A 26,233-nucleotide genomic window follows, 5' to 3' on the forward strand; every position below is an offset into this window, starting at 1 on the left:
TAATCTGAGGCCTCTGCATCTATTGTCATTTTAAAGAAGCTAAGCGACTGAGAAATCTCAATAAATGATCTGAAAATCATCTGAATGAATATTTAGATTTCTCCCTCCGGTCGAAATGACTACAAATAATTAGCATAAAACCAAAATTCAGCAATCCAATCCAAACTTCGTATTTTAGCACAAAAGCTGAAGCATGAAAATTTACACAAAGACCGGAGACAAAGGAACCACCTCTTTATTTGGTGGAACCCGCGTCCCTAAACACCACATAAGGATTGAAAGTTATGGCACCGTAGATGAGCTTAATTCACATATAGGCCTCCTTCGGGATCAGGATACAGATAAGCAAACAAAAGAATTTCTCACAGAGATACAGGACAGGCTGTTCACGATAGGTTCTGTTCTTGCAACCGATCCGGAAAAAGCAACTCTTAAAAATGGAAAGGAAAGGCTTAATATTCCTAAAATCACCGAGGCAGATATTGAAAAACTGGAAAAAGAGATAGACCGTATGAACGAGGAGCTTCCCGAAATGACACATTTTGTTCTTCCTGGCGGTCACCAAAGCGTGTCATTCTGTCACATAGCCCGCTGTGTATGCCGCCGCGCTGAAAGACTTTCCAGCGCATTATATGACATTGAGGCCTTTGATGATAAGGTGCTGGTCTATCTTAACCGACTTTCAGACTATCTTTTTGTGCTGGCACGGATGTTGTCTAAACAATTAAAGGCTGAAGAAATTCAGTGGATTCCTAAAAAATCATGAATCCTAATTAGATATTAAAATACCCTTTGTAATACTTGCAAAGAATTAAAGAAATTGTTACGTTCTTATTATTATTGTTTAAATAATAGATTTTTTTCTTGGCTATTTCGGTAAAAAAATTATTTTTGCCAAAATTTAAAACCCGATTAATCAATGTATTGGACTTTAGAATTAGCATCCTATTTGAGTGATGCCCCCTGGCCGGCCACCAAAGATGAGTTAATAGACTACGCGATTAGAACCGGAGCTCCGCTTGAGGTTGTGGAAAATCTGCAGGCCATTGAAGACGAGGGAGACTCTTATGATTCTATTGAGGAAATCTGGCCCGATTATCCAACCGATGAAGATTACCTCTGGAATGAGGATGAATATTAAGATAACACACAAAAAAAATAGGAAAAAGTCTCATTCATGAGGCTTTTTTTTTGCTTAAATTTGAACCCCTTAAATAAAATGATCCTGAGCTTTAATAATGAAGAAGTGAAGTAGATACTAAATATCGCAGCCCGATGTTTCAAAACTTATAAGATTCTAATTAGAAACGCTTTTTTTAAGCTGCATATTGAATTAAACCCGGATCGATTAAACAAAAAAACCAATATGAGTTTTTTAAATTCTGTATTAAAAGCTTTTGTAGGCGATAAGTCTAAGAAAGATGTAAAGGAGATACAACCTATAGTAGATAAGATAAAGGCTCTGGAGCCCGAGATGGAAGCCCTGAGCCTGGATGAACTTCGCGGGAAAACCTCCCAGTTCAAAACTAAAATATCCGACGCTACCAAAGAGATCAAAGATCAGATAGAAAATCTGAATAAGGAAGCAGACGAAACCGATGATATTACCCGGAAAGAGGATATCTACGCTGAAGTAGACACCCTGAAGGATAAATCCTATGAAATATCTGAAGGCATCCTTAATGAAATTCTTCCCGAGGCTTTCGCTGTGGTAAAAGAAACTGCGAAACGATTTGTGCATAACACCGAACTGAAAGTACAGGCTTCGGCGTTTGACCGTGAAATTTCAGCAGAAAAGGATTATGTGACTCTTGAAGGGGATCATGCAATTTGGAGTAATTCCTGGGATGCCGCCGGTAAACCGGTTACCTGGGATATGATACATTACGATGTTCAACTTATAGGTGGTGTGGCCATGCACCAGGGTAAGATCGCAGAGATGCAGACAGGAGAAGGTAAGACCCTTGTGGCAACCCTTCCTGTCTACCTGAATGCACTTACAGGCCGTGGCGTTCACCTGGTAACGGTTAACGACTACCTTGCTAAACGTGACAGTGCGTGGATGGCTCCAATTTTTGAGTTCCATGGCTTAAGCGTTGACTGTATAGATTACCACCGTCCTAATTCAGCGGAGCGTAGAAAAGCATACAATGCTGATATTACCTACGGAACAAATAACGAATTCGGTTTCGACTACCTGAGGGATAATATGTCGCATGCGCCTGATGATCTTGTACAGAGACCGCATAATTACGCGATCGTGGATGAGGTGGATTCGGTATTGATCGATGATGCGCGTACTCCGCTTATTATTTCGGGACCCGTTCCAAAAGGAGACACCCACGAATTCATGGAACTGAAACCTGCGATTGCCAATATCGTAGAGGTTCAGCGTAAATATCTTACAAAGGTTCTGGCTGATGCCAAAAAACTCATCAAGGAAGGTGATGCTAAAGAAGGGGGATTCCAGTTACTAAGAGTATATCGTGGTCTGCCAAAGAATAAAGCTCTAATTAAATTCCTGAGTGAGGAAGGTGTAAAACAGCTGCTTCAGAAGACCGAGAACCATTACATGCAGGATAACAACCGGGAAATGCCTAAGGTTGATGCCGAATTGTATTTCACTATTGATGAAAAGACCAACCAGATAGACCTTACCGATAAGGGTATTGAATATCTTTCAGGGAAGGACGACCCTAATTTCTTTGTGATGCCCGAAATCGGGATGGAGATCGCGAAGATCGAAAAGGAAGGTCTTTCCAAGGAAGAGGAAGCTGAAAAGAAGGAAGAACTCTATCGCGATTACTCTGTAAAGAGCGAAAGGATACATACCCTTCGCCAGCTTTTAAAATCCTATACCCTTTTTGAAAAGGATACCGAATATGTTGTAATTGACAATAAGGTTAAAATTGTTGATGAACAAACGGGACGTATCATGGAGGGCCGTCGATACAGTGACGGACTTCATCAGGCCATCGAAGCCAAGGAAAATGTAAAGATCGAGGATGCGACCCAGACCTTCGCAACGGTTACACTTCAGAATTATTTCAGGATGTACCGGAAATTATCGGGTATGACCGGTACTGCGGTGACAGAAGCCGGAGAATTCTGGGAGATCTATAAACTGGATGTAGTTGAGATCCCAACTAACCGTCCAATTGCAAGAGACGATAAAGAAGATTTGGTATATAAGACCAAACGTGAAAAATATAACGCGGTGATAGACCATGTCACCGATCTTTCCCGGGCAGGAAGACCAGTGCTTATTGGTACTACTTCTGTTGAGATTTCGGAATTGTTAAGCCGAATGCTGAAACTCAGGAATGTACCACACAATGTACTTAACGCGAAACTCCACAAGAAAGAAGCCGACATTGTTGCTGAAGCTGGAAACGCGGGAGTAGTGACCATTGCAACCAACATGGCCGGTCGTGGTACCGATATTAAATTAAGCCCTGAAGTAAAGGAAGCCGGTGGTCTTGCCATTGTGGGTACCGAGAGACATGATTCCAGACGTGTAGACAGACAGTTAAGAGGTCGTGCAGGCCGTCAGGGGGATCCGGGAAGTTCACAGTTCTATGTTTCTCTGGAAGACAACCTGATGCGTTTGTTTGGTTCTGAAAGGATCGCGAAACTTATGGACCGTATGGGGCTTGAAGAAGGTGAAGTGATACAACATTCCATGATCTCCAAGTCTATAGAAAGAGCCCAGAAGAAAGTAGAGGAGAATAACTTTGGAGTTCGTAAGAGATTGCTGGAATATGATGATGTAATGAACGCGCAACGTGAAGTAATTTACAAGCGCCGTTATCATGCCCTCTTTGGAGAAAGATTAAGAGTGGATCTCGCGAATATGATCTTTGATATCGCTGAATCGGTTACCGAAACCAATAAAGCCGCAGAAGACTTTAAAAACTTTGAATTTGAGCTAATCAGGAACTTCTCCATGAGTTCTCCTGTAACTGAAGAGGAATTCAAAAAGATAAACACTCAGAAGCTTGCAGGAGAAGTTTATAAGGCTGCTTATAAGCATTATGATGAAAAAATGGCCAATAATGCCGAAAGAGCCTACCCTGTGATCAAACAGGTTCATGAAGATGAAAGGAACAATTTTGAGAGAATTTCAGTTCCTTTTACCGATGGCAATAAGACGCTTCAGGTGGTTACTAACCTTGAAAAGGCATATGAAAGTGAAGGTAAACAGCTGATCAAGGATTTTGAGAAGAATATTACCCTTGCAATTATCGATGATGCCTGGAAGACACATCTTCGCAAGATGGATGAATTGAAGCAGAGTGTTCAGCTTGCTGTGCATGAGCAAAAAGACCCGCTTCTTATCTATAAGTTTGAGGCATTTGAATTGTTCAAGGCTATGCTCGAGAATGTGAACCGTGATGTGATCTCATTCCTTTTCAAAGGAGAAATTCCATCGGCCGGAGCACCTAGTATTCATGAAGCCCGTCAAACCAGGCAGAAGGAAAAAGTTGAAACGAAAAAAGAGGATATTCCTAATCTTGATGAAAGAGCCGCTCAAAGCCGTGCTGCCGGAAATACTCAAAGCCAGCCTGAGATTACTGAAACCATCGTCCGCGAAAGACCGAAGATTGGTCGTAATGAGAAGGTAACGATCAAGAACGTTATGAGCGGTGAAAATAAGACCATGAAATACAAACAGGCTATTCCACTTCTTGATAAAGGAGACTGGGTGCTTGTAAATGAATAGACGTTAGACGTTAGACGTTAGACGTTAGACGTTAGACGTTAGACGTTAGACGTTAGACGTTAGACGTTAGACGTTAGACGTTAGACGTTAGACGTTAGACGTTAGACGTTAGACGTTAGACGAAATTAAAAATCCTGAAGTTAAAACTTCAGGATTTTTTTATAATTTTTCAATCATAGATATTTCGTCATGCTGAACTTGTTTCAGCATCTCTATTGAGAATTTAGACCACTGAAATAAGCTCTACTAGTGAAATTAGATTTCTCAGTCCCTGCGGTTCTTCGAAATGACTATCAAAAATTGATTCATAGCTATGTCATTTCGAGCGAAGCGAGAAATCTCATCCTATTCTAAATATTATTATAACCTATACTCCCTATCCAAAAATCTTTTAAGAAATGGTATCTGCAAAAAGAACAGTGCTATGAATGCAATTGCGTATTGCATGGTCCTGGAAAGATCTATTCTGGGCATATCGAAATATTGAGAAAGCTGTAGATCAAAAGACCAGCTTAAGGAAACATCGGCATACATCATATAAAGTCCCGCCACTGCCGATACCAGACATGCTGCCAGTAAATACCACATGAATTTGGGAATAAGGGGTTGATAAGGCTTAATAGTGACATTTCTATTTTCCACTGTCATCATTATCCTTTTCTTGAGATCGGCTGAAGGTCTTTCGGTTCCCGCTTCATTCAGCAACCTCTTCATCAGTTCATCCTCTCTGTTAAATTGCTTTTCCATTTCTATCTGATATTGCTGGTTTTATGTAGCCTTCCAGTAACGAAAATAGTTTTTTCCGGCTACGGTACAATTTGATTTTAATATTGTCTTCGGTCAGATTCGTCACTTCCGCTATCTCTTTGACCGATTGCTCTTCAAAATAATATAAACTAATAATAGCGGCCTCCTCTTCAGGCAACATTTTGATACAATCATTGATCACCCTGCTCCTTTCTTCCGAAAGCATATATTCGAGTCCGTTTTCAATATGGTCCAGGCTATCATCGGTGATCTCTTCTATGATCTCACAGGTCTGCTGCCGTTTATTCTTTTTTATCCTGTCCAGTGCTTTATGATAAACTATCCTGTACAACCAGGTCGAAAATTTTGACTCTCCTCTGAAACCCGACAAAGAATCGAAAGCCTTTATAAAACTATCCTGAGCAACCTCTTCGGCTTCCTCGCTAACCTTGAGCATTCTGATAGCGATAGTGAAAACAAAATTCTGATAACGGTCTACCAGCTCGCCAAAAGCAGAGGAATCCCCAGCCAGGATATCATCGATCAATTGTTGGTCAGTGCGTTTGCTCATTATTACATACGACGATCATTTCTGATCATCGGTTACAGAAGATTCTCAAATAAATTTAAGCTTTTTTGTAACCGGATATGAAATCGTGGCGTCCTAATAGCAAACGAACATTTATTTTCACATTAAAAACTAGAAATCATGGGATCAGAAGTAATTATTATGCCAATCATTTTCGGAGTCATTTTCGGAATGTTCTACTTATACATTTCGGCCAGGAACCGCGAGCGTCTCGCCCTTATTGAAAAAGGTGCCGATGCAAGTATATTCTACAGTAAAAAGAAAAGTGTAACTCCAATCTGGAAAGTGATAGTCATCAATCTGGCATTGCTATTAGTAGGTATTGGCCTTGGAATCTTTATTGCTAACCTTTTAAGCTATAATATGGGTATAGACGAAGATGTGGCTTACCCCGGAACTATTTTCCTTTTAGCCGGTCTTGGCCTGTTCGCAGGTTTCTTTGCCACTAAAAGGCTGAATAAAGACGCATAAAGTCTTAACTTTTCATCATAAGTCTGTCTTAAAAGTCGGTTTCCGTCAAGCTGAACTTATTTTAGCTTCTCACTGAAAAATGATTTCAATTAGTGTAGATTCTGAAACAAGTTCAGAATGACGAATTTGTGACCTTTAAGACAGGCTTTTTTATTATTGACCCGATTTAAAGAGGATTTTTTCTAATTTTAACATTGTAACCAATCAAACAATTCCATGAAAAAATTCTCTATAGAAATTAAATGGGGAATCATCTTCAGCATTATCTCACTACTTTGGATGTTTCTTGAAAAAGGCCTCGGATGGCATGATGAACATATCGCCAAACATGCAATCTATACGAATCTTTTTGCCATTGTAGCCATTGTGATTTATTTCCTGTCTCTGCTTGATAAAAGAAAGAACTTCTATAATGGTAAGATGAACTGGACACAGGGATTCATTTCCGGGATCATTATTAGTGTTGTAGTTGCAATCCTGTCTCCTTTAGCCCAGTACATAACCCATGAATTAATTACTCCCGATTATTTTAAGAATGCAATAGCACATGCTGTAGAGATAGGAAGGTCTAAAGAAGATGCAGAAGCATACTTTAACCTTACATCCTATATGCTTCAGTCATTTTTCTTTGCGCTTACCGTAGGAACGGTTACCTCTGCCATTGTAGCGCTTTTTGTTAGGAGAAAATAAAATTTGTACAGTCATTTCGACCGCAGGGAGAAATCTGTTTATAAACTCCTTTCTAAGCTTTTATGAATAGAACTAAAAAGAGAATTCTCAGTCGTTGCGCTCCCTCGAAATGACCTGGAAACAGAAAAAATAACCTCTGCCGTCATTTCGACTGTAGAGAGAAATCTGTTTATGGGCATCGTTCTAGCTATTTTAAATGGAACTAAAAAAGAGATTTCTCAGTCGCTGCGCTCCCTCGAAATGACCTGGAAACAGAAAAAATAACCTCTGCCGTCATTTCGACCGAAGGGAGAAATCTGTTTATGGACATCGTTCTAGCTATTTTAAATGGAACTAAAAAAGAGATTTCTTGGTCGCTGAGCTCCCTCGAAATGACCTGGAAACAGAAAAAATAAACTCTGCCGTCATTTCGACCGAAGGGAGAAATCTAATTTATGAAAGAATATTATGTATATATAACCACTAACTTTCAAAAGACTGTACTTTATATTGGTATTACGAATAATCTTCCACGCAGGTTAGATCAGCATTTTCAGGAAAGTAAGAATAATAAAAAGTCCTTTACAGGGAAATACAATTGTTTTCACCTGGTCTACTATGAAAAGTTCGAAAATCCTTCAGAAGCAATTTTAAGAGAGAAAACGATCAAGAAATGGAGAAGAGAGAAAAAGTTAAGGTTAATTCAGGAATTCAATCCTGACTGGGAATTTTTAGAAAAAGATATTTTATGAAAAGATTTCCCAGTCGTTAGTCTCCTTCCTAAGTCATTTCGACCGAAGGGAGAAATCTGTTTATGGACATCGTCCTAGTTATTTTAGATGGAACTAAAAAGAGAATTCTCAGTCCCTGCACTCCTTCGAAATGACCTGGAAAAAGAAAAAATAAACTCCGCAGTCATTTCAACCACAGGGAGAAATCTAAATTTTCAACAGTAAATTAGGATCAGGGCAGTTCTTTAAATAATCGTCCAGGTCCTCTTTTTTTATCACCCCCGGAAAATCTCCAGTATTACCTTTCAGGTCTTCTATTACCTGAAAATGCAGATGAGGAGCGTAATCACCATTTTCTTCAAAATCTCCAAGTTCACCTATCTTTTCCCCGGCATTTACAGGCTCACCTTCCCGAGGTCCTTTTAAGGATCCGCGGGTTAAATGACCGTAGAGGGTAAAGAATTCACGGCCATCAATTGAATGTTCCAGAATGAGCGTGGGTCCGTAATCTCCAAATTTATCATTGTCCCTGAAGCTATGGATCTTACCTTCTAACGGACTTAGAATATCTACAAAAGCTGGCGCCCAGATGTCCAGACCTATATGTATATTCCTGTTAGCCTCAGCATTATTGAAAAGTTCACTTCGGTTATATAAAGTCCTTAATTCATTATAACCGCCATAAGCTGCTTTGGCCTGTTTATTTTTCAGAAACTCAGAAATAAAAACAGAAAATGCTTCCGAAGAAGCAACTTCAAGTTTCAACAACTCAGGGTTATTTGCCGAAAGATCTATATAGGCAAAATCCTCTTTTTTATAGCCTTCCCCTATCACCGGCGTATAGCCGGAGGTAATTCCCTTCACAAATTCCGAAAAATCCTGCATCTCTTTCAACTTAAAGATGCCAAATGTAATCCCTAGGATTTAATTTATCAATACATCGCTGAAATTTGCTTTGATAGAGATACTACCATTACCGTCCCTTGATTTGTTATATCCGTTCAGGATCTCATTATCATACGACTTTGTTGATTTCAGCTTCATATTATCAGGGTATTTGATAGAGCTCTGCATACCGTTGAAGGTGAAATTAAAAGCAGTTTCAGGAACATTCAGTTCAAGATCACTATTCTCCAGAGTAATATTAAGAGTTTCAAAACCAGCTCCAAGATTGTCTATATCAAGCTTACCAAAAGAGCCGCTAAGCACCCCGGTTTTTTGAAGTTCTTTGATCCTGATGTCGCTGGAATTTGAATTCAGTTTTATACTCACGGCCTTTTCTATACTACAATTCTGGACGAAATCGGTTGAAAGGATTCCGTAATCCCAGTAGGCGATCTTTACAGGTGAATAAGCTACCTTCACATTGGTATTCTTTCCCATGAGACGGTTAGCTGAAAGCCGACTGTGAGACAGATCGGCCTTCAGATTTTTAATGGTACTTCCCAGTTTAAGTTCTCCGTGACGCACGTTCAGGTGAAGTTTAGCATCCCTGGGAACTTTAAGTTTGATAGTTTTTTTAGAGTTGGAGGATTTTCCATCTTCAAATATGAAAACCTTACTATTTCCATTCTCCATACTGGCCTCAAACTGCTTTCCAAATTCCTCACCCCAGGCTTCCATTTTCTTTCCGAATTCTTCACCCCAGGCTTCCATATCCTTTTCGAAGTTTTTGGCCCATACTTCCATTTTGGCCTCGTATTCCTTCTCGAACTTTTCAGAGTTCTTTTCCATTTCCTTAGCCCATTTTTCCATTTTGACCTCAAAGTCCTTTCCGAACTTCTTCTCAAAATTGGCTTCCCACTTCTCTAAATATTTATCGCCGTCCTTTTTATAAGCTTCATAATCAAATTTCATATCCCTCATATTATCGGTAAATTCTGGCGGTAGTGGATTCGCTGCTATACTGGATAACATCGGGGCGAGGTTTTCCATTAACGGTCCTAACATTTCTGGTAGCTCGGAAAGGGATCCTTCCAAACGTGCCATGTCTATATCAACGTTCATGTTCATACCGCCTCCCGATTTGATTTTTACTGTTCCCTGTGAAGACGCAGTCGAAAGTTGCCATGCTTCCAGAAGTTTCTGAGTTTCCTCCTTGTTACCTGTATCTCCTTCCAGGTAAGCTTCGATCTCCACCTCATTCTTATCCCAGTTCTCTATGATGATATTGGTATGACGGGAATCGATTTCTACGTTCACATCTGCCGGTGTCTTATAATTCTTGCTCAGCTTTTTGGTCTGGGCAAAACTTCCTGCCGTGATGAATAGCAGGACCAGCATCATATATTTAAGCCTGATAGTTCTCATATCTGTTGTCTTTTGATTGTTTAATTTCGTTCAATTTGTTTTTTAATCTTTTAAGAAGATCCAGTCTTAGCTGTAAGTTCGCGATCATAGCTTCAACTGTTTCTTCATTGAGACCGGTTTCCTGGATTTCAGCGTTAAGCGCTACATACTCTTCATCCAGGGTTTCCAGTTTATTCATAAATGCATCTATAAGTTCTTTGTTCTCTGGGGTCATATCCAGGTTGGCAAGCTGAATATTAATACTTGCCATATAATAGTCTTCTATCTTTTTAAATTGCGGAGAAACGTCACTCAACCTGTACTCTGTTGTTTCGTTTTCTTCGGAAGTCTCTTCAGTAACAGGAGTCTCAACGATCTGGGTATTCTCTTCCACAGGTGCACCGTTATCATTGAAGTAGAAGAAGGCTCCCACTCCAAGGGCCACTACAAAGATGGCTGCTATTTGAAGGATCTGATAATAGCTGGTTTTCTTCTCCTGAACCGGAAGTGCTTTCTCCAGCCTGGCCTCAAATCGTCTTTGATGCCCTTTTTCAAGTCTTTCTTTTCCTGAATGTTCCTGGTTGCGGAACATTTCTCTAATATCCTGTCCCATTGCTCATAGTTTTTAGTTCGTCCTGTAATTTTTTCTTTCCTCTGTGTACTAGTGTCCTGGAAGCCACCTGGGTGATCCCGAGGATCTCACTGATCTCCTCATGATCATATCCCTCTATTAGGTATAACATCAGGGGATACTTATATTTTTCAGGTAAATTTTCAATTTCCCTTTTCACCTCTTCCACACCTATTCCATCTTCAACCTGCCAGTTTTCCTCTTCTTCCACGGTGCCAAGAACCTGCTCGTTCATAGCTACCAGTTCAAGTTTTTTTGCTTTTAGCTTATCCAAACATTTATTGATGACGATCCTTTTTAACCAGGCCCCGAAGGTTACCTCTCCGTTAAACTGATGTATCTTGGTAAAGGCTTTTATAAAAGCTTCCTGCATTGCATCCTCGGCTTCCATCGTATCTTTCATAAACCTCAATGCCACGTAATACATCCCGTCGCAATATTTGTTGTACAGCTTGAGCTGGGCCCTCCGGCTGTTCTGTTTGCAAGCTTCTATTAGCTTATGCTGTATCAATTTAATCGGTTTTTGATGGGTTAGTTCACTTTAATGACGAGACAAAAACACTCGCGTTGCAAAAATTCCGAAAAAAAATTCAAATTCCCTTAATATTCCTATTTTTAGGATAGGCAAAGAACAGTTACGGACAAATTTTTGAAATATCTTCTTAATAGAATACGATGAATGAAAGTTTAAAAACTGGCTTAAAGATAGGAGGTACAATTCTGATCTTGGGAATTTTACTGGTTCTTATATTAAGGTATACCACAAAAGCCCATAGTCCTGAAGATACTGTTATCTACCAGAAAGATGACTTAAAACTCGAGGTCTTTTATAACCGTCCCTACAAAAAGGAAAGAAAGATCTTTGGAGAACTGGTGCCTTATGGTAAGGTATGGAGAACCGGGGCCAATGAAGCAACTACCTTTGAAACAAATAAGGATATACTTGTTGACGGAAGTCTTTTGAAAGCCGGGAAATATACTCTATGGACCATCCCAATGGAGAACAGCTGGAAAGTTATATTTAATGATAAAATGTATCCGTGGGGGATCAATCTGGATGAAAAGGTTTATCGAAATTCCAAATTTGACGCGCTTGTGCTCGAAAGGCCTGTAGAGGATTTACCAACAAAGCTGGAGCAATTTACTATCTCCTTTGAAGAATCGGGAGAATTTGTGAATATGGTGCTGGCGTGGGACGAAACGCGGGTAAGCGTGCCTATAAAAATTGAAGAGGAACCTTCAGGCTCCTCTTCAAATAATCTTTAATCGTTTTTTTAGTCTTCTTCCAGTAATAAATTAAGAGTGACATCTATATTATCCCTTGTAGCCCTGGAATACGGACATACTTCATGAGCTTCATTAACCAGGGTTTCTCCCATTTCTGTATCCACTCCCGGAATATAAGAGTCAAGAATCACCGAAAGCTGCAGATCGCCTTCTTCGGTTTTTCCTAATTTCACCGTGGCGGTAACACTATATTCGCCGAGGTTGGCATTATAATCCTTTGCCACGGCTTCCAGCGCAGCTCCAAAGCAGGCAGAGTAGGCAGCTCCGAAAAGCTGTTCTGGGTTGGTGAATTTTCCACCTTCACCGCCCATACTTTTGGGAACGGTTTGCTTAATATCCAGAATTCCATCCTCGCTGCTCGTACGGCCATCTCTTCCACCCTGAGTGGTAACGGTTGTTTTATACAGGTTTTTCATTGCGTGAAATAATTTAAGTAATTTAGTTGAACTCAATATACACATTTAAAAACAGCCTGAAACTGAATTCATAAATTTGTCTAAACATTCCCCTGAATTTTGAATAACGAAAATAGAAAATCGGCTTTAAGCGAGTCTGAGAGTAAACCTTCCTCCAAAAGCGTAAATCCTGAATCTGCCAGCCGGATAAGGAATTTTAGAAAGAATAAATTTTCTGAAAAAGATCTTTTACAGGATTTGCTGAACGGAAATAAAACTGCTTTAGGAAGAGGCATTACGCTTATTGAAAGCAATCAGAAAACTCATCAGAAGCAAGCCGAATATCTTATAGAAGGAGCCTTGCCTCATGCTCACAAATCCATACGAATAGGAATTACCGGTGTTCCAGGAGTGGGAAAAAGCACTTTTATTGAAAGTTTCGGTTCACACTTGATCAAACAGGGTAAAAAAGTGGCAGTTCTTGCAGTGGATCCCAGCAGTTCGGTCTCGCACGGCAGTATTCTGGGAGATAAGACCAGAATGGAGAACCTTGTAAAGGAAAAAAATGCCTTTATAAGACCATCTCCCAGTGGGGATTCTTTAGGTGGAGTTGCAAGAAAGACCAGAGAAAGCATCATTCTTTGTGAAGCTGCGGGTTTTGATGTGATCCTTATAGAAACAGTTGGAGTAGGCCAGAGTGAAACTACTGTTCACAGCATGACCGATTTCTTTCTGTTACTTAAACTGGCTGGGGCAGGTGACGAATTGCAGGGAATCAAAAGAGGGATCGTAGAGATGGCAGACGCCATAGTGATCAATAAGGCCGATGGTGATAATCAGAAACCGGCCAGAGAGGCTAAACTTGAATTTAACAGGGCCCTTCAGCTATATCCTCCAAAGGAAAGTGCATGGAAACCAGAGGTGAAATTGTGTAGTGCTCTTTATAACGAAGGCGTTTCAGATATCTGGAAGATGATTTCAGAATTCAGGGAGAAAGTGCAAAAGAATGGATATTTTCAACATAACAGACAGGAACAAAATAAGTTCTGGCTTTTCCAAACCATTAATGATTACCTGAAAAGCAGATTTTATGATAAGCCAAAAATAAAAGTCGCCTTGAAGGAACAATTACAGCTTATAGAAGATAACAAGACCACCGCCTTTGCGGCCGCCAAATACCTATTAAGCCTTGGCTGAATTTTCCTTTAAGATTTTTGCTACGAGGAATTGTCTCAGCCTGTAAAACCCGAAACCAAATAAACCGCCTATTGCCATTCCTGTAATGATATCTCCCGGATAATGCACTCCAAGGTATATGCGGCTATATGAAACCACTGCGGCCCAGAACAACAGGAAGATAAAGAGTTTAGGGTATACCTTCCGGAAAAGAAGGCTTAGAAAAACCGCCACTCCCATTGAATTAGCAGCATGCGCAGAGAAATATCCAAAACGGCCGCATCTTACGGCAACGAACCGGGCATACTCCATGACCCCTTCCTGCCGGCAAGGCCTGGGTCTTTCAAAACCATGTTTAAAAAGATTTGCCAACTGGTCTGTAGCAGTAATGAGCAAAGCCACTACCACCATTGTGATCAAGGTTGGCTTCCAGCCGAAATTTCGAAATATAAGATATAGCAATACTGCATATAACGGAATTGCCATCCATTTATCACTGATTGCTATCCATAGCCAGTCCCATTCCTCTGAACCCAGGTTGTTCAGAAAAAGAAAAAGCTCTTTATCTAATTGGGCCAGCTTCTCCATTAATCTTCTTCGTATCGGGAAACTTCACGATCGTAGAACTCATTCGCCTGAGTGATAAGACCCTCAGCCTCACTGCTGAGTTCTTTTTCATCTTCCTTATCAAAATCCTCCAGCCACTCTACCTCATCATTCGTAAGATCGATAATGAAACGTGGATATTCGGTATGTATCACAAAAATGGAGTCGGGAAAATCGGTATTATCACCCAGTATAAATCTTGGAAGTTCCATATATCTAGTATCTAGTTTTAAACTTTTATAATCTCTTTTGTAAGAATAAGCTTTTTGCTTAAGTAATTAAATCTGAAATATAACAATAATGCCGAGGATGTCAAGCCTGCCAGTAGTCCCAGCCAGATTCCCATACTACCCATTCTTTCTTCCTGACCAAAATAATAACTTACGGGAAAACCTATTACCCAGTAAGCGATAAAACAGATGAGCGTGGGTAATTTTACGTCCTGCAGCCCTCTTAAGGCTCCAAGGATCACCACCTGCATCCCGTCACTTAGCTGAAAAACCGCAGCTACGATAAGCAACTGTGCAGCAAGAGTTACCACCTCTAAATTATCTATATAAAAGCCGGGCAGGATATCATTAAGCAATATGAAAAGAATGGCAAAAATGCCCATTATACAGAAAACAAGTAAAAAGATGGAAAAGCTGATCCGCCTCAATTCCCTGTATGCTTTTAAGCCAACCTGATTACCAACTCTAATCGTTGCCGTTACCCCGAGTCCTACCGCGATCATAAAAGTCATTGAAGAAAGATTAAGCGCGATCTGGTTTGCCGCCTGCGGATTGGTACCAAGGTTTCCTGCCAGAAAGACCGTAGCGGTAAAAATAGCCACCTCAAAGAACATTTGTAAGGCGGTTGGAAATCCAAGGGCTAATAGACGTTTGAAAATGTCCCACTTCAGCATTTCCTTTTTTGACCATTTGAAATATTCTACGAATTTGGATTTCCTTCTCAATATTTCCCAGACGAACCAGAGCATGAAAAATCTTGAAATAAGAGTACCAATCGCTGCTCCTTCCAGTTCTAGTCTCGGGAAGATCCATATTCCGTAGATCAATAAATAATTGAATACCACATTCACTACATTCGCCAGTAGTGTGGCGTACATGGCATAACGGGTTTGTGAAAGCCCATCTGCGAACTGCTTGAAGGCCTGGAAAGCCATCAGCGGGAGCATTGAAAATGCCACAATATTAAGATAGGGAATCGCCAGCTCTACCACTTCAGGAGGTTGATCCAGGTAATAAAGAGCGGGTTTGGCGATAAGAAGGATAAGAAAAAGGAAAAGACCATTCAATGTGCTAAGAATGAGTCCGTGGTGAAAAAAGCTTCTTCCACTTTCCAGATCTTCAGCACCATCGGCCTCAGCTATTAGCGGAGTGATGGCAAAGGAAAAACCTATTCCTAAGGACATGGCGATAAACACCAGCGCGTTGCCTAGGGAAACTGCCGCCAGTGGGGCGGCCCCTAATCTCCCTATCATCAGATTATCAACCAGCCCTACCATCACATGGCCGAGTTGGCCAAGCATCACAGGATAGGCTATATTCAGGTTTCTTCTGAACTCTTTTGTATAGGCTGAAAGCTGCAAATCTAAATTTTAGGTTTGCAAAGGTAGCCGCTTTAGTTGTCTTTTAAAGGGATATAGACTGAAATTCTTTCACTGGTTTTAATCGGGCATTTCAGCAGTCTCATTACTTATATTATCCAGCCCGTACTTGTCTACCAGATACATTAAAGAGGCCATGGTTGCCGCTCCCAGTTCCAGTTCTCTTTTATTAACTTTATCAAAGGTATCACTAGCGGCGTGGTGATAATCAAAATACCGCTGCGAATCGGGTCTTAAACCGGCAAGAACGATATTACCATCTTTTAGAGGTCCTATATCTGCTCCACTTCCACCCTGCTCGAAATAATGGATAAGGTAAGGTTTGAATAATCTTTTCCAGGAAAGGATCTTATTGAACTGGGTGTCATTTGCTGTAATACTGAATCCTCTGGGTGTAAATCCTCCGGCGTCACTCTCCAGTGCAAAAACATGCTCTTCATTTTGAGCCCTGGCAACCTCGGCATATTTATTACCACCACGGAGTCCGTTTTCTTCGTTCATAAAGAGAACAACTCTTACCGTTCGTTTTGGTTTATATCCGGTTTCCTTAAATAAACGAAGCACTTCCATAGACTGCACCACACCGGCACCATCATCATGAGCTCCATCCCCGAGATCCCAGGAATCCAGATGGCCGCCAACCACCATAATCTCATCTGGATAGTCAGTACCGGTAATTTCGCCAATGACGTTATAGGACTCCACATCCTCGTGCTGCTCACAATTAAGTTTAAAATAGAACTGAAGGTCTTTCTGAAGCTTCAGGATACTACTTAAATATTCGGCATCGTTGGTAGAAATAGCTGCTGCGGGAATCCGTTTGTCTACCGGCGTATCTCCATAGCTCATGGAACCAGTATGCGGATAATCGTCCAGCCTTAGATTCATGGACCTAACGATTACACCAACCGCACCATATTTTGCAGCTTCCTTCGCACCTGAATAACGCTGATCCACACAGCCTCCATAGGCTTCAAAAGTATGAATAAGATCGGCACGCATGGGACGGTTAAAGAAAACGATCTTTCCTTCAATATTTTCCCTTCCGTATTCGGCCAGTTGCTCCAGCCCCTGAACCTCGATAACCTCGGCTTTAGTCCCGCCGGTAGGAGTCGCAACCGAGCCGCCCAGGGCTGTAATATTAACATTTCTCGACGATCCCGGACCAGTTTGCACATAAGCAAATTCTCTTTCTCCTCTTGTCCATTTAGGAACCATTACTGGTTGAAGCCACACCTTATCCAGTCCAAGCTCTTCCAGTTCAGCTTTCGTATACTCCACAGCCTGCTGGGCATTATAAGAACCAGACAACCTTCCACCAATTTCATTGGATAAATGATCCAGCCATTCATAACTCTTCCCATTAAGAAGAGACATGTCATAGATCTTTCTAATATTAAGGGAATCCTCTATATATTGGTTTTGGGCGGAGACCGAAATCCCCGAAAAAAGCATAACAAATGCCAGGTAGAATGGTTTCATCTTACAGATTTTAGGCTGCTAATTAACATTAAAATTTTCACTTTTGCGAACTAACCAATTTCAATTCTTTTCGTGTCTTAGCTGCTCCCTGTATTCATCAAGGTTTTTCAGAATTTCGGGTGCCAGACTTGGTTCTTTCACCTCTTTATAACGGGTTAGTTCTTCATAGAGTATTCTTGCAACCAAATACCGCGCCACAGACTTTTCGTCTGAAGGGATAACATACCAAGGAGCATTACCGGTAGAAGTCCTGTTTATCGCATCTTCGTAACATTTCCGATATTCTCCCCAGAGTGTACGCTCCTTTAGATCGCCTGGGGAAAACTTCCAGTTCTTGTTAGGTTTGTCCAGTCTTCTTAACAATCTTGCTCTTTGTTCCTCCTTGGATATATGCAGAAAGAACTTAAAGATAATCGTACCGTTCTGAACAAGATGCTCTTCGAAATTCCTGATCTGTTCAAAGCGCTGGTCCCAGAACTTTTCATCAATATCCTCCACCTCCTTTATATTCGGTAGATTTTCATTCAGAATATATTCGGGATGAACCCTTGTGACCAGTACATTTTCATAATGAGTGCGGTTAAAAACCCCAAACTTACCCCGTTCCGGCAGGGCGATATAATGCCTCCAGAGAAAATCATGTTTTAATTCCTTTTGCGATGGCACCTTAAAACTATGTACCACCACTCCCCGGCTGTTGAAATCCCTGAAAACTTCCCTTATAAGGCTATCCTTACCGGCCGTATCCATACCCTGTAAACAAATAAGCACGGAATACCTAGCATGAGCATATAAAGTATCCTGCCACTCCCCTAGCTTTTCTCTTGTTTCCCGAAGTTCGTTCTTAAGATCATCTTTAGTCATTCCCAGGTCAAGGGAAGTTTGCCGACTGGAGAGTGATATTTGAGAATTGATTTTAAAATCCTGAAGGTCTTTATACTGCATAGCTTTAGGCTTTGCCCCTAAATATACGACCTTTAAGAGATTTAATTTTTTTATCTTCGCAGCAAATATTATCACCTTGGACAAACTGGAAAAACAAGATATTATAGATAAGGTAGCTACCTTGTTAAAGGAGATCCCGTCTTCTCTGGAAGTTGTGAGAGAAGGGAGAAATCGTGACGAAAGGTTTAAATATCTCGCTACCCATATGGTGGAAAAAGCGATTGAGAAAGACGCGCTAATCGTTTCTGAAAATGGCCAGGGAATCGCTATCCTTTTTAAAACAAGCAAAAAGGATGATAATATCTGGAAGGATCTTTGGGCTCAGCTAAAACTTGTGGTAAATGTTACCGGGGTGAAGAATGCCATGAACATCCTGAAAACTCAAAAATACATCAAGGATCAGCGTCCCCAGGAAGGGGAATACCTTTACTGCTGGTTTTGGGGAATTCTAAAGGAATCCCGTGGTGCAGAGACCCAGGTTGGAAAGGAAATGAAAGACGAATTCTTCAGGATCGCCCATGATACAGGACTGGAACTATATGCAGAAACCCGCGGAAGAACGAACGCTATCGTTTACCAACGGGTTGGTTTTACTCTTTTTCATGAATGGGATCATCCCAGTGGAGATAAGATGTACTTTCTGAAATACGATCCTAAGAATCCCCGAAACAAAAGACCTTAGAATCTGCTTCCAAAGAGTTTCACATCTTCATCGGTAATCTGTTTACCGCCCAGGATTATAAGACGTTCAACTACATTTCTTAATTCTCTCACGTTTCCTCTCCACTCATTGTCTTTAAGAACATTTATAGCTTCAGGGGTAAATTCCTTCTTATTGGTTCCCTGTTCCTGTGCTATCTTTTCGCTGAAATAATCTACCAGCAACGGAATATCCTCTTTTCGGTCCTTTAAAGCAGGTACTTCTATAAGTATAACCGCAAGGCGGTGATAGAGATCTTCTCTAAAATTGTTATCCTCAATCTCCTTTTTCAGGTCCTTGTTCGTGGCAGCAATCACTCGTACATCTATTTTTATGTCCTTATCGCTTCCTACCCTTGAGATCCTGTTCTCCTGCAGAGCGCGTAAAACTTTAGCCTGGGCTGAAAGGCTCATATCGCCTATCTCGTCCAGAAAGATTGTTCCTTTATTAGCTGCCTCAAATTTCCCGGCCCTGTCCTTATTGGCTGAAGTAAAAGCGCCCTTTACATGCCCGAACAATTCACTTTCGATAAGTTCTGAAGGTATCGCGGCACAGTTCACCTCTACCATAGGACCTTTGGAACGATCGCTCTTCTGGTGAAGCCAGTGAGCGACAAGTTCCTTCCCAGTACCATTTGGTCCGGTAATCAAGACTCGCGCATCTGTATGAGCAACTTTTTCTATCATGTCCTTGATGCGTTTAATGGCATCAGACTCCCCGATCATCTGGTAGTTTTTGCTAACTTTCTTCTTGAGCCGTGTGTTTTCCACCACCAGTTCCTTGCGGTCCAGAGCATTGCGCACTGTATTGAGAAGCCTGTTAAGATCTGGCGGTTTAGAAATATAGTCAAAAGCTCCTATTTTCATGGTATTAACGGCAGTGTCCAGATCGCCATGCCCTGAGATCATCACAACCGGGATCTCTGGTTTTATCTTCTTCACAGCTTCCAGAACCTCTACTCCGTCCATTTTAGGCATTTTTATATCGCATAAAATCAGATCGAAATCCTCGTTCTTAACCAATTCCATTCCTTCAAGGCCATCTGCGGCTTCCACCACCTCATAGTCCTTACTTTCTTCGGTAAGGATCTTGTTAAGTACCCTTCGAATAGACGCTTCGTCTTCTATTAATAAAATTCGTGCCATTAGAATATTGAAAATTTTAGTCCGCTACGAGCATAAAAGGTATTAATCTCGTTTATGGTATATACATCGTTTTTATCGGCATCTCTCAGCCTTATATCATTTAGGATTGTGTGTCCCGCATAAACATAGAACCTGAGATGTTCAGTAATCTTATACTGGTATTCCAGTCCGCTTAGTAATACGGTCATCGAAATACTTTCCGCCAGTTCATCGGCAACAGAGCCTGAAGGGGTTGCATCAAAATTTTTCTGAATATTAGCAAAAAATCCATCCAGGGTCGCAAATGCTTCCAGGCTATGTTTATCGTTAAAATAATACTTTATATTGGATTTTGGGGTACCAACCATGTAAGACCAGTTTTCATCCCATCGTTTATGATAATTTAGTATGGGCAGAGGGAATGGGAATCCGGTAGTGGTTGAATAGTGTAATCCGAGAATCAGCCGCCAGTTATCCTCGTAATTTTCATCTTCTCTTATTTTCACGAAGAATAAGGAGCCTGTATAAATAAGATCATCGTTCAATATTTCATTCCTTGAGAAATTAGAGGCAATTTTAAGCCCTCCCTGGGCCCCAAAACGCCAATCCTCATCTATCTTGAAAGTATAACCAAGCGTTGCGGTGAAGGACTGAAACCTGTCTAGTAAATCAGTATTAAAATCTTCAGGATCATCATATACAAAATGTACATTCCTGTATTCCAGCCCCGGAACCAGATATGTACCTTCATTCCCCACTCGTATGGGGAATGCTACCGAGCTTCTAAATCTTCGGAAAGAATTATCAGAATTTTTCTGAGGAAAATAAGTGTATTCTATCCTGGCAAGGTCTGTATTCTGTGCAAACCCACAGCAAGTTATGAAAAAGACCAGAATTGGGACTATTAACTTATGCATCATCAGTATCTGTTAAGCCGGAGGCATCATCATTATTCTTAGGGTAGAACATATGTACATCCCTTTGAGGGAACGGTATAGTGATATTGTTCAATCTAAACATGTTGTTGATTTTGAACCTCAACTCGCTTTTCACTTTAGGATCAACAAAACTGTCTGAAACATAGAAATGCAACCCGAAGAGTAATGCAGAATCGCCAAAATCTTCAAATAATACGAAGGGCTCCGGCTTTTTCAGTATACCTTTCTGTTCCTTTGCGCATTCAAGCAAGACTTCCTTTACTTTTTCTACATCGCTTCCGTATGCCACACCAACTCTAACGACTTCCCTTGTGGTTTTATGATTTTGAGTATAATTATAAACCGTATCGCTTATAAATTTATGGTTGGGAATGATCATTACCTTATCATCCCTTGTAAGAGCGCGAGTGGTTCTAAGCTTTATCTCAAAAACTCTGGCAACCCTGCCTTCCATTTCGATAACATCTCCAACTAAAAGAGATTTATCCAGAATAATAAAAATTCCGCCAATAACGTCCTGAAAGAGTTCCTGTAACGCAAGCCCCAGACCAACAAATAAAGCTGCTGAAGCGGTTAAAAGTATAGTGACATCAACTCCGGTAGAACTTAAGGTGATAAGAATCACTACCACATACACAAAATACTTAATGAATTTGAAGACACTAATGAACTTCATTTTGTCTTCTTCCATCAGTTTTGAAGTGATAAAAGACCTTACAATCCTTAGAACAACGCTGGTTACCAAAAAGGCAAGAATGATTAAAACAACTAATCCTACAGTAATTTCAATATCTTCTCCACCTATAGAGTAACTAAAACCGGCATTCCAGATCTCCTTAATAAGACCCCAGATATCCTGCTCAATTACCTCTGTAACTTTTTCTTTCGTTGATTGATCGTCCTGCATATCTAATATTTAAGCCATTTATACAGTTCTTTATAAGTGGGTTTCTTACCATACATAAGTATCCCCACCCGATATATCTTTGCTGAAAGCCATAGCACTCCAAAGTTAGTTACAATCAGCAATAAAATGGAAGTTACGATTTCCCACCATGGCACCCCAAAGGGAATCCGCATTAACATCACAATGGGAGACGTTAACGGAACAAGGGAAAATATTGTGGAAACCGTCCCGTGAGGATTCTCCACTACCGAAAAGAAGCCCACATAGATCCCGAGAATTAGAGGAAGTATAATAGGAAACATGAACTGCTGGGTATCGGTCTCACTATCTACCGCTGCACCTATAGCTGCATAGATCGCACTATACAGAAAATAGCCGCCGATGAAATATATCACAAAGAAACCAAGCAGGCTTGCATATGGTAAATTAAGAATATCTATCACCAGTTGATTTATTTCGGGTTTTGCAACCTCATTCACCATCGTGGAAGCGGGCATTTGAGCGGCCAGCGGATCTATACCCAGAAAAGACGAAATACTGAAAAGCAGTACCGTTCCTAAAATTACCCAGACACTAAACTGAGTGATCCCGGCAAGTGAAGTACCCAGCACCTTCCCCAGTAACAATTCAAAAGGTCTTACTGAAGATACGATGATCTCGATGATGCGATTGGTCTTTTCTTCGATCACACTGCGCATTACCATGTTCCCGTAAATAATGATGAACATCATTAACAGATAACCCGCGGCGCCTCCAAAGAACATTTTAATATAATTTGACATTTTGGAACTTCGTTCGCCGGCAAAATTCTGGATATCAACGCTTACCTCAGCCCTTGCTTTATCGATCTCTGACATGTCAATACCTTTGGAGATAAGCTGCTCCCTGGTAAGTTTATCCGAAATGGTTTTTTCAATATTTTCAATTGTTCCAAAACCGGGAGCATCCTTCCCAAAGAATTGGATTCGAGCCTTTTCACCCGGGGCTACATTGGCAATATGTATGAGTCCGAAATATTCATTATCGAGCACTTCCTTCCTGGCAACCTCCAAAGACTTATCCGAGTAATCCAGGTACTGTACCTGCTCTGCATCCTTGAACTCAGCCGCGAACATTCCACTTTCATCATGAATACCTATGATCTTCTGCTCGGTGCTATTAAGCATGCTCAAATATGCTATAAGCAGGATCATCCCCACAAATATAAGGGGGCTCAGAAATGTCATTACGATAAAGGTCCTGTTCCTAACCCTCGCCAGATATTCCCTGTTTATGATAAGCCTCAGATTACGCATTTTGAGTTACCGTTTTAATAAAGATATCGTTTACCGAAGGGATCACCTCAACAAAATGGTTGATCCTTGCACGGGTGAGCAGAAACCGTATCAGGTCATTAGGAGATTCATCAGCTTTGAGTTTAATGGTTAATTTAAGATCATCCTGTATACTTTTAAATCTCGCAGGACCAATCTGAAACCTTTCCTCCAATTCCTGCCTCAGGGTAGCTTCATCTACCGCATCCAGTCCTACCTCAAAAGTATTGGACTTATATTCTTTTTTAATGTCAGAAACACGCCCATCCAGTAATTTATTCGATTTATGAATAAGGGCTATATAATCGCAGAGTTCCTCCACACTTTCCATCCGGTGGGTGGAAAAAAGAATGGTTGCCCCTTCTTCTTTCAGCTTAAGTATTTCATCTTTTATGAGATTGGCATTTACAGGATCAAATCCGCTAAACGGCTCATCAAAAATGAGCAGTTTAGGGCGGTGTAAGACAGTAATGACAAATTGTACCTTTTGGGCCATCCCTTTGGACAGTTCCTGGATCTTCTTGTCCCACCAGCCTTCTATTTCAAGTCTTTTAAACCAGTATTTAAGCCTTTCCTTTGCGTCATGTTTGCTTAGACCCTTTAACCGGGCAAGGTACAGAGCCTGCTCTCCCACTTTCATAGACTTATAAAGTCCCCGCTCTTCGGGTAGATATCCTATATGAACCACATCATCGGGACGCAGGGGCTTACCGTCAAAGTAGACCTTACCCTCATCGGGCATGGTAATCTGATTGATTATTCTGAGAAGTGTGGTTTTTCCTGCTCCGTTTGGCCCTAAAAGCCCGAAAATACTTTCCCGCGGAATATTTATTGAAACATTATTTAGTGCGGTGAATTTTCCAAATCGCTTATAGATATTTTCCGCAACCAAAAGATTTTCCATATAGTTTTTATAGGAAAGTTAAAGATATAGAAATCGGTAGAGTGAGGATATCGATTAAGAAGAATTTATAATTTCCGGAAACCTCCTAAAAACAAAACCCACCCTTAAAAGGATTAAGGATGGGAAAAAAATTGCTATGAAAAAGAAAAATTATCACTAAAAGACTTAGTGATACTCAAATATATAAATTTTTTCTTAAAACCGGGTTTTTAAGAAAACATATCTTTAACTTTTTCAAAGAAGGATTTATCGCTCTTTTCGGGGTTTGGCCTGAAGTTCTCATCATCGGCCATCCTTTCAAAAAATTCCTTTTGTTCTCTGGAAAGGGTTTTCGGGGTCCAAACGTTCACGTGAACCAACAGATCTCCTTTGCCATATCCATTGATACTGGAAATACCTTTACCTCTTAATCGTAAAATCTTACCAGATTGTACACCCTCTTCGATCTTTATACGAACCTTTCCGGTTACTGTATCTATCTCCTTGGAAGTTCCCAAAGCTGCTTCAGAAAAACTAATGTATAGATCGTAATGAAGGTTATCGCCTTCTCTTTGAAGAGTTGGATGTTCCTTTTCTTCAATAGCTACCAAAAGATCTCCCGGTATTCCATTCCCCGGCGCTTCGTTACCTTTTCCTGCCACTTTTAGCTGCATACCATCTTCAACCCCTGCAGGAATCTTGATGGATACGGTCTCTTCTTTCATGGTAAGCCCCTGAGCATCGGCTCCTGCCGGTTTATGATCCAGGATCTGCCCCGTTCCGCTACATGTGCCACATGGAGAAGCCGTTTGCATTCTTCCCAGAATGGTGTTGGTAACCCTGGTCACCTGACCTGTTCCATTACAGGTAGAACAGGTTTTATAAGTGGTACCGGGCGCCTGAACTTTACGTTTTACCTTGATTTTCTTCTCGCAGCCGTTAGCTATATCTTCAAGGTTAAGACTTACTCTGATACGCAGATTACTTCCTTTGGTGCGACGCTGGCCACCACCGAATCCTCCAAAACCGGAGAATCCGCCACCAAAACCACCGCCGAAGATGTCACCGAACTGGCTGAAGATGTCATCCATGTTCATTCCACCTCCACCGAATCCGCCACCTTCAAAGGCCTGGTGACCAAAACGATCATATTTGGCTCTCTTATCCTGATTTCCTAATACCTCATATGCTTCAGCAGATTTCTTAAACATTTCTTCGGCTTTGGTATCCCCGGGATTCTTATCAGGGTGATACTTTAAAGCCATCTTACGATATGCTTTCTTGATCTCTGCGGCTGAAGCGTCTTTACTTACGCCTAATATTTCGTAATAATCTTCTTTCATGTCGGGTTTTTACAAATTTTGCAAAAGCGGTTTACTGGCCGGTTACTACCTTAGGGAATCTGATGATCCTTTCTCCCAGCCTGTAGCCAGGCTCTACTACATCAACAATCTTGCCTTTAAGATCATCAGACGGTGCAGGCACTTGTGTGATGGCTTCGTGAATCTCAGAATCAAAATCCTCTCCCTGTTCTACCTTCATTCTTTCCAAACCTTTGCTTCTAAGGGTTTCCCTCAGTTTATTATGGATAAGTTCAACCCCTTTCAAAAGGTTCTCATCTCCGGATTTCTTAAGTTCATTGATCGCCCTGTCAAAATCGTCCAGTATAGGCAGCATGGCTGTCATTAATTCCTGATTGGCAGTCTTGAACAACTCCAGTCTTTCTTTTGAAGTACGACGTTTATAGTTTTCGAATTCAGCAAAAAGGCGTAAAAACTTATCCTTTTCCTTTTCGAGATCCTGTTTTAACCTTTCTTCCTCGCTAAGGCCGTTCTCCTTCTTATCTGCCTGTGAGTCGCTATTTTCGCCGTCTTTATCTACTTCTTCAATGGCATCATCAAGAACTTCCTCAACCTGATCTTTTAAATTTTCCTTATGTTGTTTGGCTTTATCCTTTTTCTTGCTCATTTCTTTAAATTTTCTTTCAGCCTCTTCTGGTCAAAATCATTGCCAATCCT

At 40.9% G+C, this 26,233-nt stretch carries 28 protein-coding genes; 9 read left to right on the top strand and 19 right to left on the bottom strand.

All coding sequences use genetic code 11. The annotated features are described in order from the left end of the window. The first annotated feature begins 193 nt into the window (after positions 1 to 193). The 3 genes from EZJ28_RS13830 (at position 194) to secA (ending at position 4,723) form a co-directional block, all read left to right on the top strand. Positions 194 to 766, top strand: coding sequence for a cob(I)yrinic acid a,c-diamide adenosyltransferase (locus EZJ28_RS13830; RefSeq protein WP_131398901.1), 573 nt, complete (start codon positions 194 to 196; stop codon positions 764 to 766). A gap of 153 nt (positions 767 to 919) precedes the next feature. Then, on the top strand, positions 920 to 1,141 hold the full coding sequence (locus EZJ28_RS13835; RefSeq protein WP_008272287.1) for a DUF2795 domain-containing protein: 222 nt from the start codon (positions 920 to 922) through the stop codon (positions 1,139 to 1,141). A gap of 225 nt (positions 1,142 to 1,366) precedes the next feature. Then, positions 1,367 to 4,723 carry a preprotein translocase subunit SecA gene (secA, locus tag EZJ28_RS13840; protein ID WP_131398903.1) on the top strand — a complete coding sequence of 1,119 codons (3,357 nt, stop codon included), beginning with the start codon at positions 1,367 to 1,369 and terminating at the stop codon, positions 4,721 to 4,723. 360 nt (positions 4,724 to 5,083) lie between these two features. Here the strand turns inward: secA and EZJ28_RS13845 are convergent, their stop codons facing one another. After that, positions 5,084 to 5,470, bottom strand: coding sequence for a hypothetical protein (locus EZJ28_RS13845; RefSeq protein WP_131398905.1), 387 nt, complete (start codon positions 5,468 to 5,470; stop codon positions 5,084 to 5,086). After that, a complete protein-coding gene (locus tag EZJ28_RS13850; protein ID WP_131398907.1) occupies positions 5,454 to 6,041 on the bottom strand; it encodes an RNA polymerase sigma factor in 588 nt (195 codons plus the stop codon). Before EZJ28_RS13850 ends, EZJ28_RS13845 begins: the two co-directional genes overlap by 17 nt. A gap of 138 nt (positions 6,042 to 6,179) precedes the next feature. On the opposite strand from EZJ28_RS13850, the gene EZJ28_RS13855 reads away from it, so the two are divergent. The 3 genes from EZJ28_RS13855 to EZJ28_RS13865 all read left to right on the top strand — a co-directional run bounded on the left by EZJ28_RS13855 (position 6,180) and on the right by EZJ28_RS13865 (position 7,951). Beyond that, on the top strand, positions 6,180 to 6,530 hold the full coding sequence (locus EZJ28_RS13855) for a DUF6249 domain-containing protein (protein ID WP_131398909.1): 351 nt from the start codon (positions 6,180 to 6,182) through the stop codon (positions 6,528 to 6,530). A gap of 216 nt (positions 6,531 to 6,746) precedes the next feature. After that, a complete protein-coding gene (locus EZJ28_RS13860; RefSeq protein ID WP_131398911.1) occupies positions 6,747 to 7,220 on the top strand; it encodes a DUF4199 domain-containing protein in 474 nt (157 codons plus the stop codon). A 434-nt stretch (positions 7,221 to 7,654) separates the two neighbouring features. Further along, positions 7,655 to 7,951, top strand: coding sequence for a GIY-YIG nuclease family protein (locus EZJ28_RS13865; RefSeq protein WP_131398912.1), 297 nt, complete (start codon positions 7,655 to 7,657; stop codon positions 7,949 to 7,951). Positions 7,952 to 8,137: 186 nt separating this feature from the next. Here EZJ28_RS13865 and EZJ28_RS13870 read toward each other — a convergent pair whose 3' ends face one another. From EZJ28_RS13870 to EZJ28_RS13885, 4 genes are read right to left on the bottom strand one after another with little or no spacing between them, the layout of a single operon-like run. Continuing rightward, on the bottom strand, positions 8,138 to 8,815 hold the full coding sequence (locus EZJ28_RS13870; RefSeq protein WP_131398914.1) for a peptidoglycan DD-metalloendopeptidase family protein: 678 nt from the start codon (positions 8,813 to 8,815) through the stop codon (positions 8,138 to 8,140). Between the two features lie 39 nt (positions 8,816 to 8,854). After that, positions 8,855 to 10,240: a hypothetical protein gene (locus tag EZJ28_RS13875; RefSeq protein ID WP_131398916.1), complete on the bottom strand. Its 1,386-nt coding sequence runs from the start codon at positions 10,238 to 10,240 to the stop codon at positions 8,855 to 8,857. After that, positions 10,221 to 10,832: a hypothetical protein gene (locus tag EZJ28_RS13880; RefSeq protein ID WP_131398918.1), complete on the bottom strand. Its 612-nt coding sequence runs from the start codon at positions 10,830 to 10,832 to the stop codon at positions 10,221 to 10,223. Before EZJ28_RS13880 ends, EZJ28_RS13875 begins: the two co-directional genes overlap by 20 nt. Further along, positions 10,816 to 11,361: an RNA polymerase sigma factor gene (locus EZJ28_RS13885; protein ID WP_131398920.1), complete on the bottom strand. Its 546-nt coding sequence runs from the start codon at positions 11,359 to 11,361 to the stop codon at positions 10,816 to 10,818. Before EZJ28_RS13885 ends, EZJ28_RS13880 begins: the two co-directional genes overlap by 17 nt. A gap of 164 nt (positions 11,362 to 11,525) precedes the next feature. Here EZJ28_RS13885 and EZJ28_RS13890 point away from each other — a divergent pair, with 164 nt between their 5' ends. After that, entirely contained in the window at positions 11,526 to 12,116 is a 591-nt protein-coding gene (locus EZJ28_RS13890; RefSeq protein ID WP_131398922.1) for a DUF2911 domain-containing protein, read from the top strand. A gap of 8 nt (positions 12,117 to 12,124) precedes the next feature. Here EZJ28_RS13890 and EZJ28_RS13895 read toward each other — a convergent pair whose 3' ends face one another. Beyond that, positions 12,125 to 12,553, bottom strand: a complete 429-nt coding sequence (locus EZJ28_RS13895; protein WP_131398924.1) for an organic hydroperoxide resistance protein — start codon at positions 12,551 to 12,553, stop codon at positions 12,125 to 12,127. 99 nt (positions 12,554 to 12,652) lie between these two features. Here EZJ28_RS13895 and meaB point away from each other — a divergent pair, with 99 nt between their 5' ends. Then, entirely contained in the window at positions 12,653 to 13,729 is a 1,077-nt protein-coding gene (gene meaB, locus EZJ28_RS13900; protein WP_131398926.1) for a methylmalonyl Co-A mutase-associated GTPase MeaB, read from the top strand. On the opposite strand, the gene EZJ28_RS13905 is transcribed toward meaB, so the two are convergent. The 5 genes from EZJ28_RS13905 to EZJ28_RS13925 all read right to left on the bottom strand — a co-directional run bounded on the left by EZJ28_RS13905 (position 13,715) and on the right by EZJ28_RS13925 (position 18,350). Then, complete coding sequence (locus EZJ28_RS13905) at positions 13,715 to 14,296, bottom strand: phosphatase PAP2 family protein (RefSeq protein ID WP_131398928.1); 582 nt, start codon at positions 14,294 to 14,296, stop codon at positions 13,715 to 13,717. The two genes, meaB and EZJ28_RS13905, sit on opposite strands and share 15 nt — an antisense overlap. Beyond that, positions 14,296 to 14,526 carry a hypothetical protein gene (locus EZJ28_RS13910; protein WP_131398930.1) on the bottom strand — a complete coding sequence of 77 codons (231 nt, stop codon included), beginning with the start codon at positions 14,524 to 14,526 and terminating at the stop codon, positions 14,296 to 14,298. The genes EZJ28_RS13905 and EZJ28_RS13910 overlap by 1 nt, the downstream gene beginning before the upstream one ends. A 17-nt stretch (positions 14,527 to 14,543) precedes the next feature. Continuing rightward, complete coding sequence (locus EZJ28_RS13915; protein ID WP_131398931.1) at positions 14,544 to 15,905, bottom strand: MATE family efflux transporter; 1,362 nt, start codon at positions 15,903 to 15,905, stop codon at positions 14,544 to 14,546. Between the two features lie 78 nt (positions 15,906 to 15,983). Beyond that, positions 15,984 to 17,405 (bottom strand): M20/M25/M40 family metallo-hydrolase, encoded by a 1,422-nt coding sequence (locus EZJ28_RS13920; protein ID WP_131398933.1) that lies wholly within the window; start codon positions 17,403 to 17,405, stop codon positions 15,984 to 15,986. Positions 17,406 to 17,465: 60 nt separating this feature from the next. Next, on the bottom strand, positions 17,466 to 18,350 hold the full coding sequence (locus EZJ28_RS13925; RefSeq protein WP_131398935.1) for a PPK2 family polyphosphate kinase: 885 nt from the start codon (positions 18,348 to 18,350) through the stop codon (positions 17,466 to 17,468). A 76-nt stretch (positions 18,351 to 18,426) separates the two neighbouring features. Here EZJ28_RS13925 and EZJ28_RS13930 point away from each other — a divergent pair, with 76 nt between their 5' ends. Then, on the top strand, positions 18,427 to 19,032 hold the full coding sequence (locus EZJ28_RS13930; RefSeq protein WP_131398937.1) for a hypothetical protein: 606 nt from the start codon (positions 18,427 to 18,429) through the stop codon (positions 19,030 to 19,032). Here EZJ28_RS13930 and EZJ28_RS13935 read toward each other — a convergent pair. The 7 genes from EZJ28_RS13935 to EZJ28_RS13965 form a co-directional block, all read right to left on the bottom strand. Further along, the gene (locus tag EZJ28_RS13935; protein WP_131398939.1) at positions 19,029 to 20,195 is read right to left on the bottom strand and encodes a sigma-54 dependent transcriptional regulator; all 1,167 of its coding nucleotides are present in this window, start codon (positions 20,193 to 20,195) and stop codon (positions 19,029 to 19,031) included. The two genes, EZJ28_RS13930 and EZJ28_RS13935, sit on opposite strands and share 4 nt — an antisense overlap. Further along, positions 20,195 to 21,094, bottom strand: coding sequence for a DUF6268 family outer membrane beta-barrel protein (locus tag EZJ28_RS13940; RefSeq protein WP_347562604.1), 900 nt, complete (start codon positions 21,092 to 21,094; stop codon positions 20,195 to 20,197). The genes EZJ28_RS13935 and EZJ28_RS13940 overlap by 1 nt, the downstream gene beginning before the upstream one ends. Then, positions 21,084 to 22,019, bottom strand: a complete 936-nt coding sequence (locus EZJ28_RS13945; protein ID WP_131398941.1) for a mechanosensitive ion channel family protein — start codon at positions 22,017 to 22,019, stop codon at positions 21,084 to 21,086. Before EZJ28_RS13945 ends, EZJ28_RS13940 begins: the two co-directional genes overlap by 11 nt. Positions 22,020 to 22,021: 2 nt before the next feature. Continuing rightward, positions 22,022 to 23,314: an ABC transporter permease gene (locus tag EZJ28_RS13950; RefSeq protein ID WP_131398943.1), complete on the bottom strand. Its 1,293-nt coding sequence runs from the start codon at positions 23,312 to 23,314 to the stop codon at positions 22,022 to 22,024. Beyond that, positions 23,307 to 24,236: an ABC transporter ATP-binding protein gene (locus EZJ28_RS13955; RefSeq protein WP_131398945.1), complete on the bottom strand. Its 930-nt coding sequence runs from the start codon at positions 24,234 to 24,236 to the stop codon at positions 23,307 to 23,309. Before EZJ28_RS13955 ends, EZJ28_RS13950 begins: the two co-directional genes overlap by 8 nt. A gap of 209 nt (positions 24,237 to 24,445) precedes the next feature. Beyond that, positions 24,446 to 25,558, bottom strand: a complete 1,113-nt coding sequence (gene dnaJ, locus EZJ28_RS13960) for a molecular chaperone DnaJ (RefSeq protein WP_131398947.1) — start codon at positions 25,556 to 25,558, stop codon at positions 24,446 to 24,448. A 31-nt stretch (positions 25,559 to 25,589) separates the two neighbouring features. After that, the gene (locus tag EZJ28_RS13965) at positions 25,590 to 26,183 is read right to left on the bottom strand and encodes a nucleotide exchange factor GrpE (RefSeq protein ID WP_131398949.1); all 594 of its coding nucleotides are present in this window, start codon (positions 26,181 to 26,183) and stop codon (positions 25,590 to 25,592) included. Between the last annotated feature and the right edge of the window lie 50 nt (positions 26,184 to 26,233).

The organism is Gramella sp. KN1008, from assembly GCF_004332155.1.
Lineage (GTDB): Bacteria > Bacteroidota > Bacteroidia > Flavobacteriales > Flavobacteriaceae > Christiangramia.

Excerpts from the sequence above, each read along its gene's own strand:
- EZJ28_RS13830 (WP_131398901.1), top strand. The coding sequence starts at position 194 with ATGAAAATTTACACAAAGACCGGAGACAAAGGAACCACCTCTTTATTT.
- EZJ28_RS13835 (WP_008272287.1), top strand. The coding sequence starts at position 920 with ATGTATTGGACTTTAGAATTAGCATCCTATTTGAGTGATGCCCCCTGG.
- secA (WP_131398903.1), top strand. The coding sequence starts at position 1,367 with ATGAGTTTTTTAAATTCTGTATTAAAAGCTTTTGTAGGCGATAAGTCT.
- EZJ28_RS13845 (WP_131398905.1), bottom strand. The coding sequence starts at position 5,470 with ATGGAAAAGCAATTTAACAGAGAGGATGAACTGATGAAGAGGTTGCTG.
- EZJ28_RS13850 (WP_131398907.1), bottom strand. The coding sequence starts at position 6,041 with ATGAGCAAACGCACTGACCAACAATTGATCGATGATATCCTGGCTGGG.
- EZJ28_RS13855 (WP_131398909.1), top strand. The coding sequence starts at position 6,180 with ATGGGATCAGAAGTAATTATTATGCCAATCATTTTCGGAGTCATTTTC.
- EZJ28_RS13860 (WP_131398911.1), top strand. The coding sequence starts at position 6,747 with ATGAAAAAATTCTCTATAGAAATTAAATGGGGAATCATCTTCAGCATT.
- EZJ28_RS13865 (WP_131398912.1), top strand. The coding sequence starts at position 7,655 with ATGAAAGAATATTATGTATATATAACCACTAACTTTCAAAAGACTGTA.
- EZJ28_RS13870 (WP_131398914.1), bottom strand. The coding sequence starts at position 8,815 with ATGCAGGATTTTTCGGAATTTGTGAAGGGAATTACCTCCGGCTATACG.
- EZJ28_RS13875 (WP_131398916.1), bottom strand. The coding sequence starts at position 10,240 with ATGAGAACTATCAGGCTTAAATATATGATGCTGGTCCTGCTATTCATC.
- EZJ28_RS13880 (WP_131398918.1), bottom strand. The coding sequence starts at position 10,832 with ATGGGACAGGATATTAGAGAAATGTTCCGCAACCAGGAACATTCAGGA.
- EZJ28_RS13890 (WP_131398922.1), top strand. The coding sequence starts at position 11,526 with ATGAATGAAAGTTTAAAAACTGGCTTAAAGATAGGAGGTACAATTCTG.
- EZJ28_RS13895 (WP_131398924.1), bottom strand. The coding sequence starts at position 12,553 with ATGAAAAACCTGTATAAAACAACCGTTACCACTCAGGGTGGAAGAGAT.
- EZJ28_RS13905 (WP_131398928.1), bottom strand. The coding sequence starts at position 14,296 with ATGGAGAAGCTGGCCCAATTAGATAAAGAGCTTTTTCTTTTTCTGAAC.
- EZJ28_RS13910 (WP_131398930.1), bottom strand. The coding sequence starts at position 14,526 with ATGGAACTTCCAAGATTTATACTGGGTGATAATACCGATTTTCCCGAC.
- EZJ28_RS13920 (WP_131398933.1), bottom strand. The coding sequence starts at position 17,405 with ATGAAACCATTCTACCTGGCATTTGTTATGCTTTTTTCGGGGATTTCG.
- EZJ28_RS13925 (WP_131398935.1), bottom strand. The coding sequence starts at position 18,350 with ATGCAGTATAAAGACCTTCAGGATTTTAAAATCAATTCTCAAATATCA.
- EZJ28_RS13935 (WP_131398939.1), bottom strand. The coding sequence starts at position 20,195 with ATGGCACGAATTTTATTAATAGAAGACGAAGCGTCTATTCGAAGGGTA.
- EZJ28_RS13940 (WP_347562604.1), bottom strand. The coding sequence starts at position 21,094 with ATGATGCATAAGTTAATAGTCCCAATTCTGGTCTTTTTCATAACTTGC.
- EZJ28_RS13945 (WP_131398941.1), bottom strand. The coding sequence starts at position 22,019 with ATGCAGGACGATCAATCAACGAAAGAAAAAGTTACAGAGGTAATTGAG.
- EZJ28_RS13950 (WP_131398943.1), bottom strand. The coding sequence starts at position 23,314 with ATGCGTAATCTGAGGCTTATCATAAACAGGGAATATCTGGCGAGGGTT.
- EZJ28_RS13955 (WP_131398945.1), bottom strand. The coding sequence starts at position 24,236 with ATGGAAAATCTTTTGGTTGCGGAAAATATCTATAAGCGATTTGGAAAA.
- dnaJ (WP_131398947.1), bottom strand. The coding sequence starts at position 25,558 with ATGAAAGAAGATTATTACGAAATATTAGGCGTAAGTAAAGACGCTTCA.
- EZJ28_RS13965 (WP_131398949.1), bottom strand. The coding sequence starts at position 26,183 with ATGAGCAAGAAAAAGGATAAAGCCAAACAACATAAGGAAAATTTAAAA.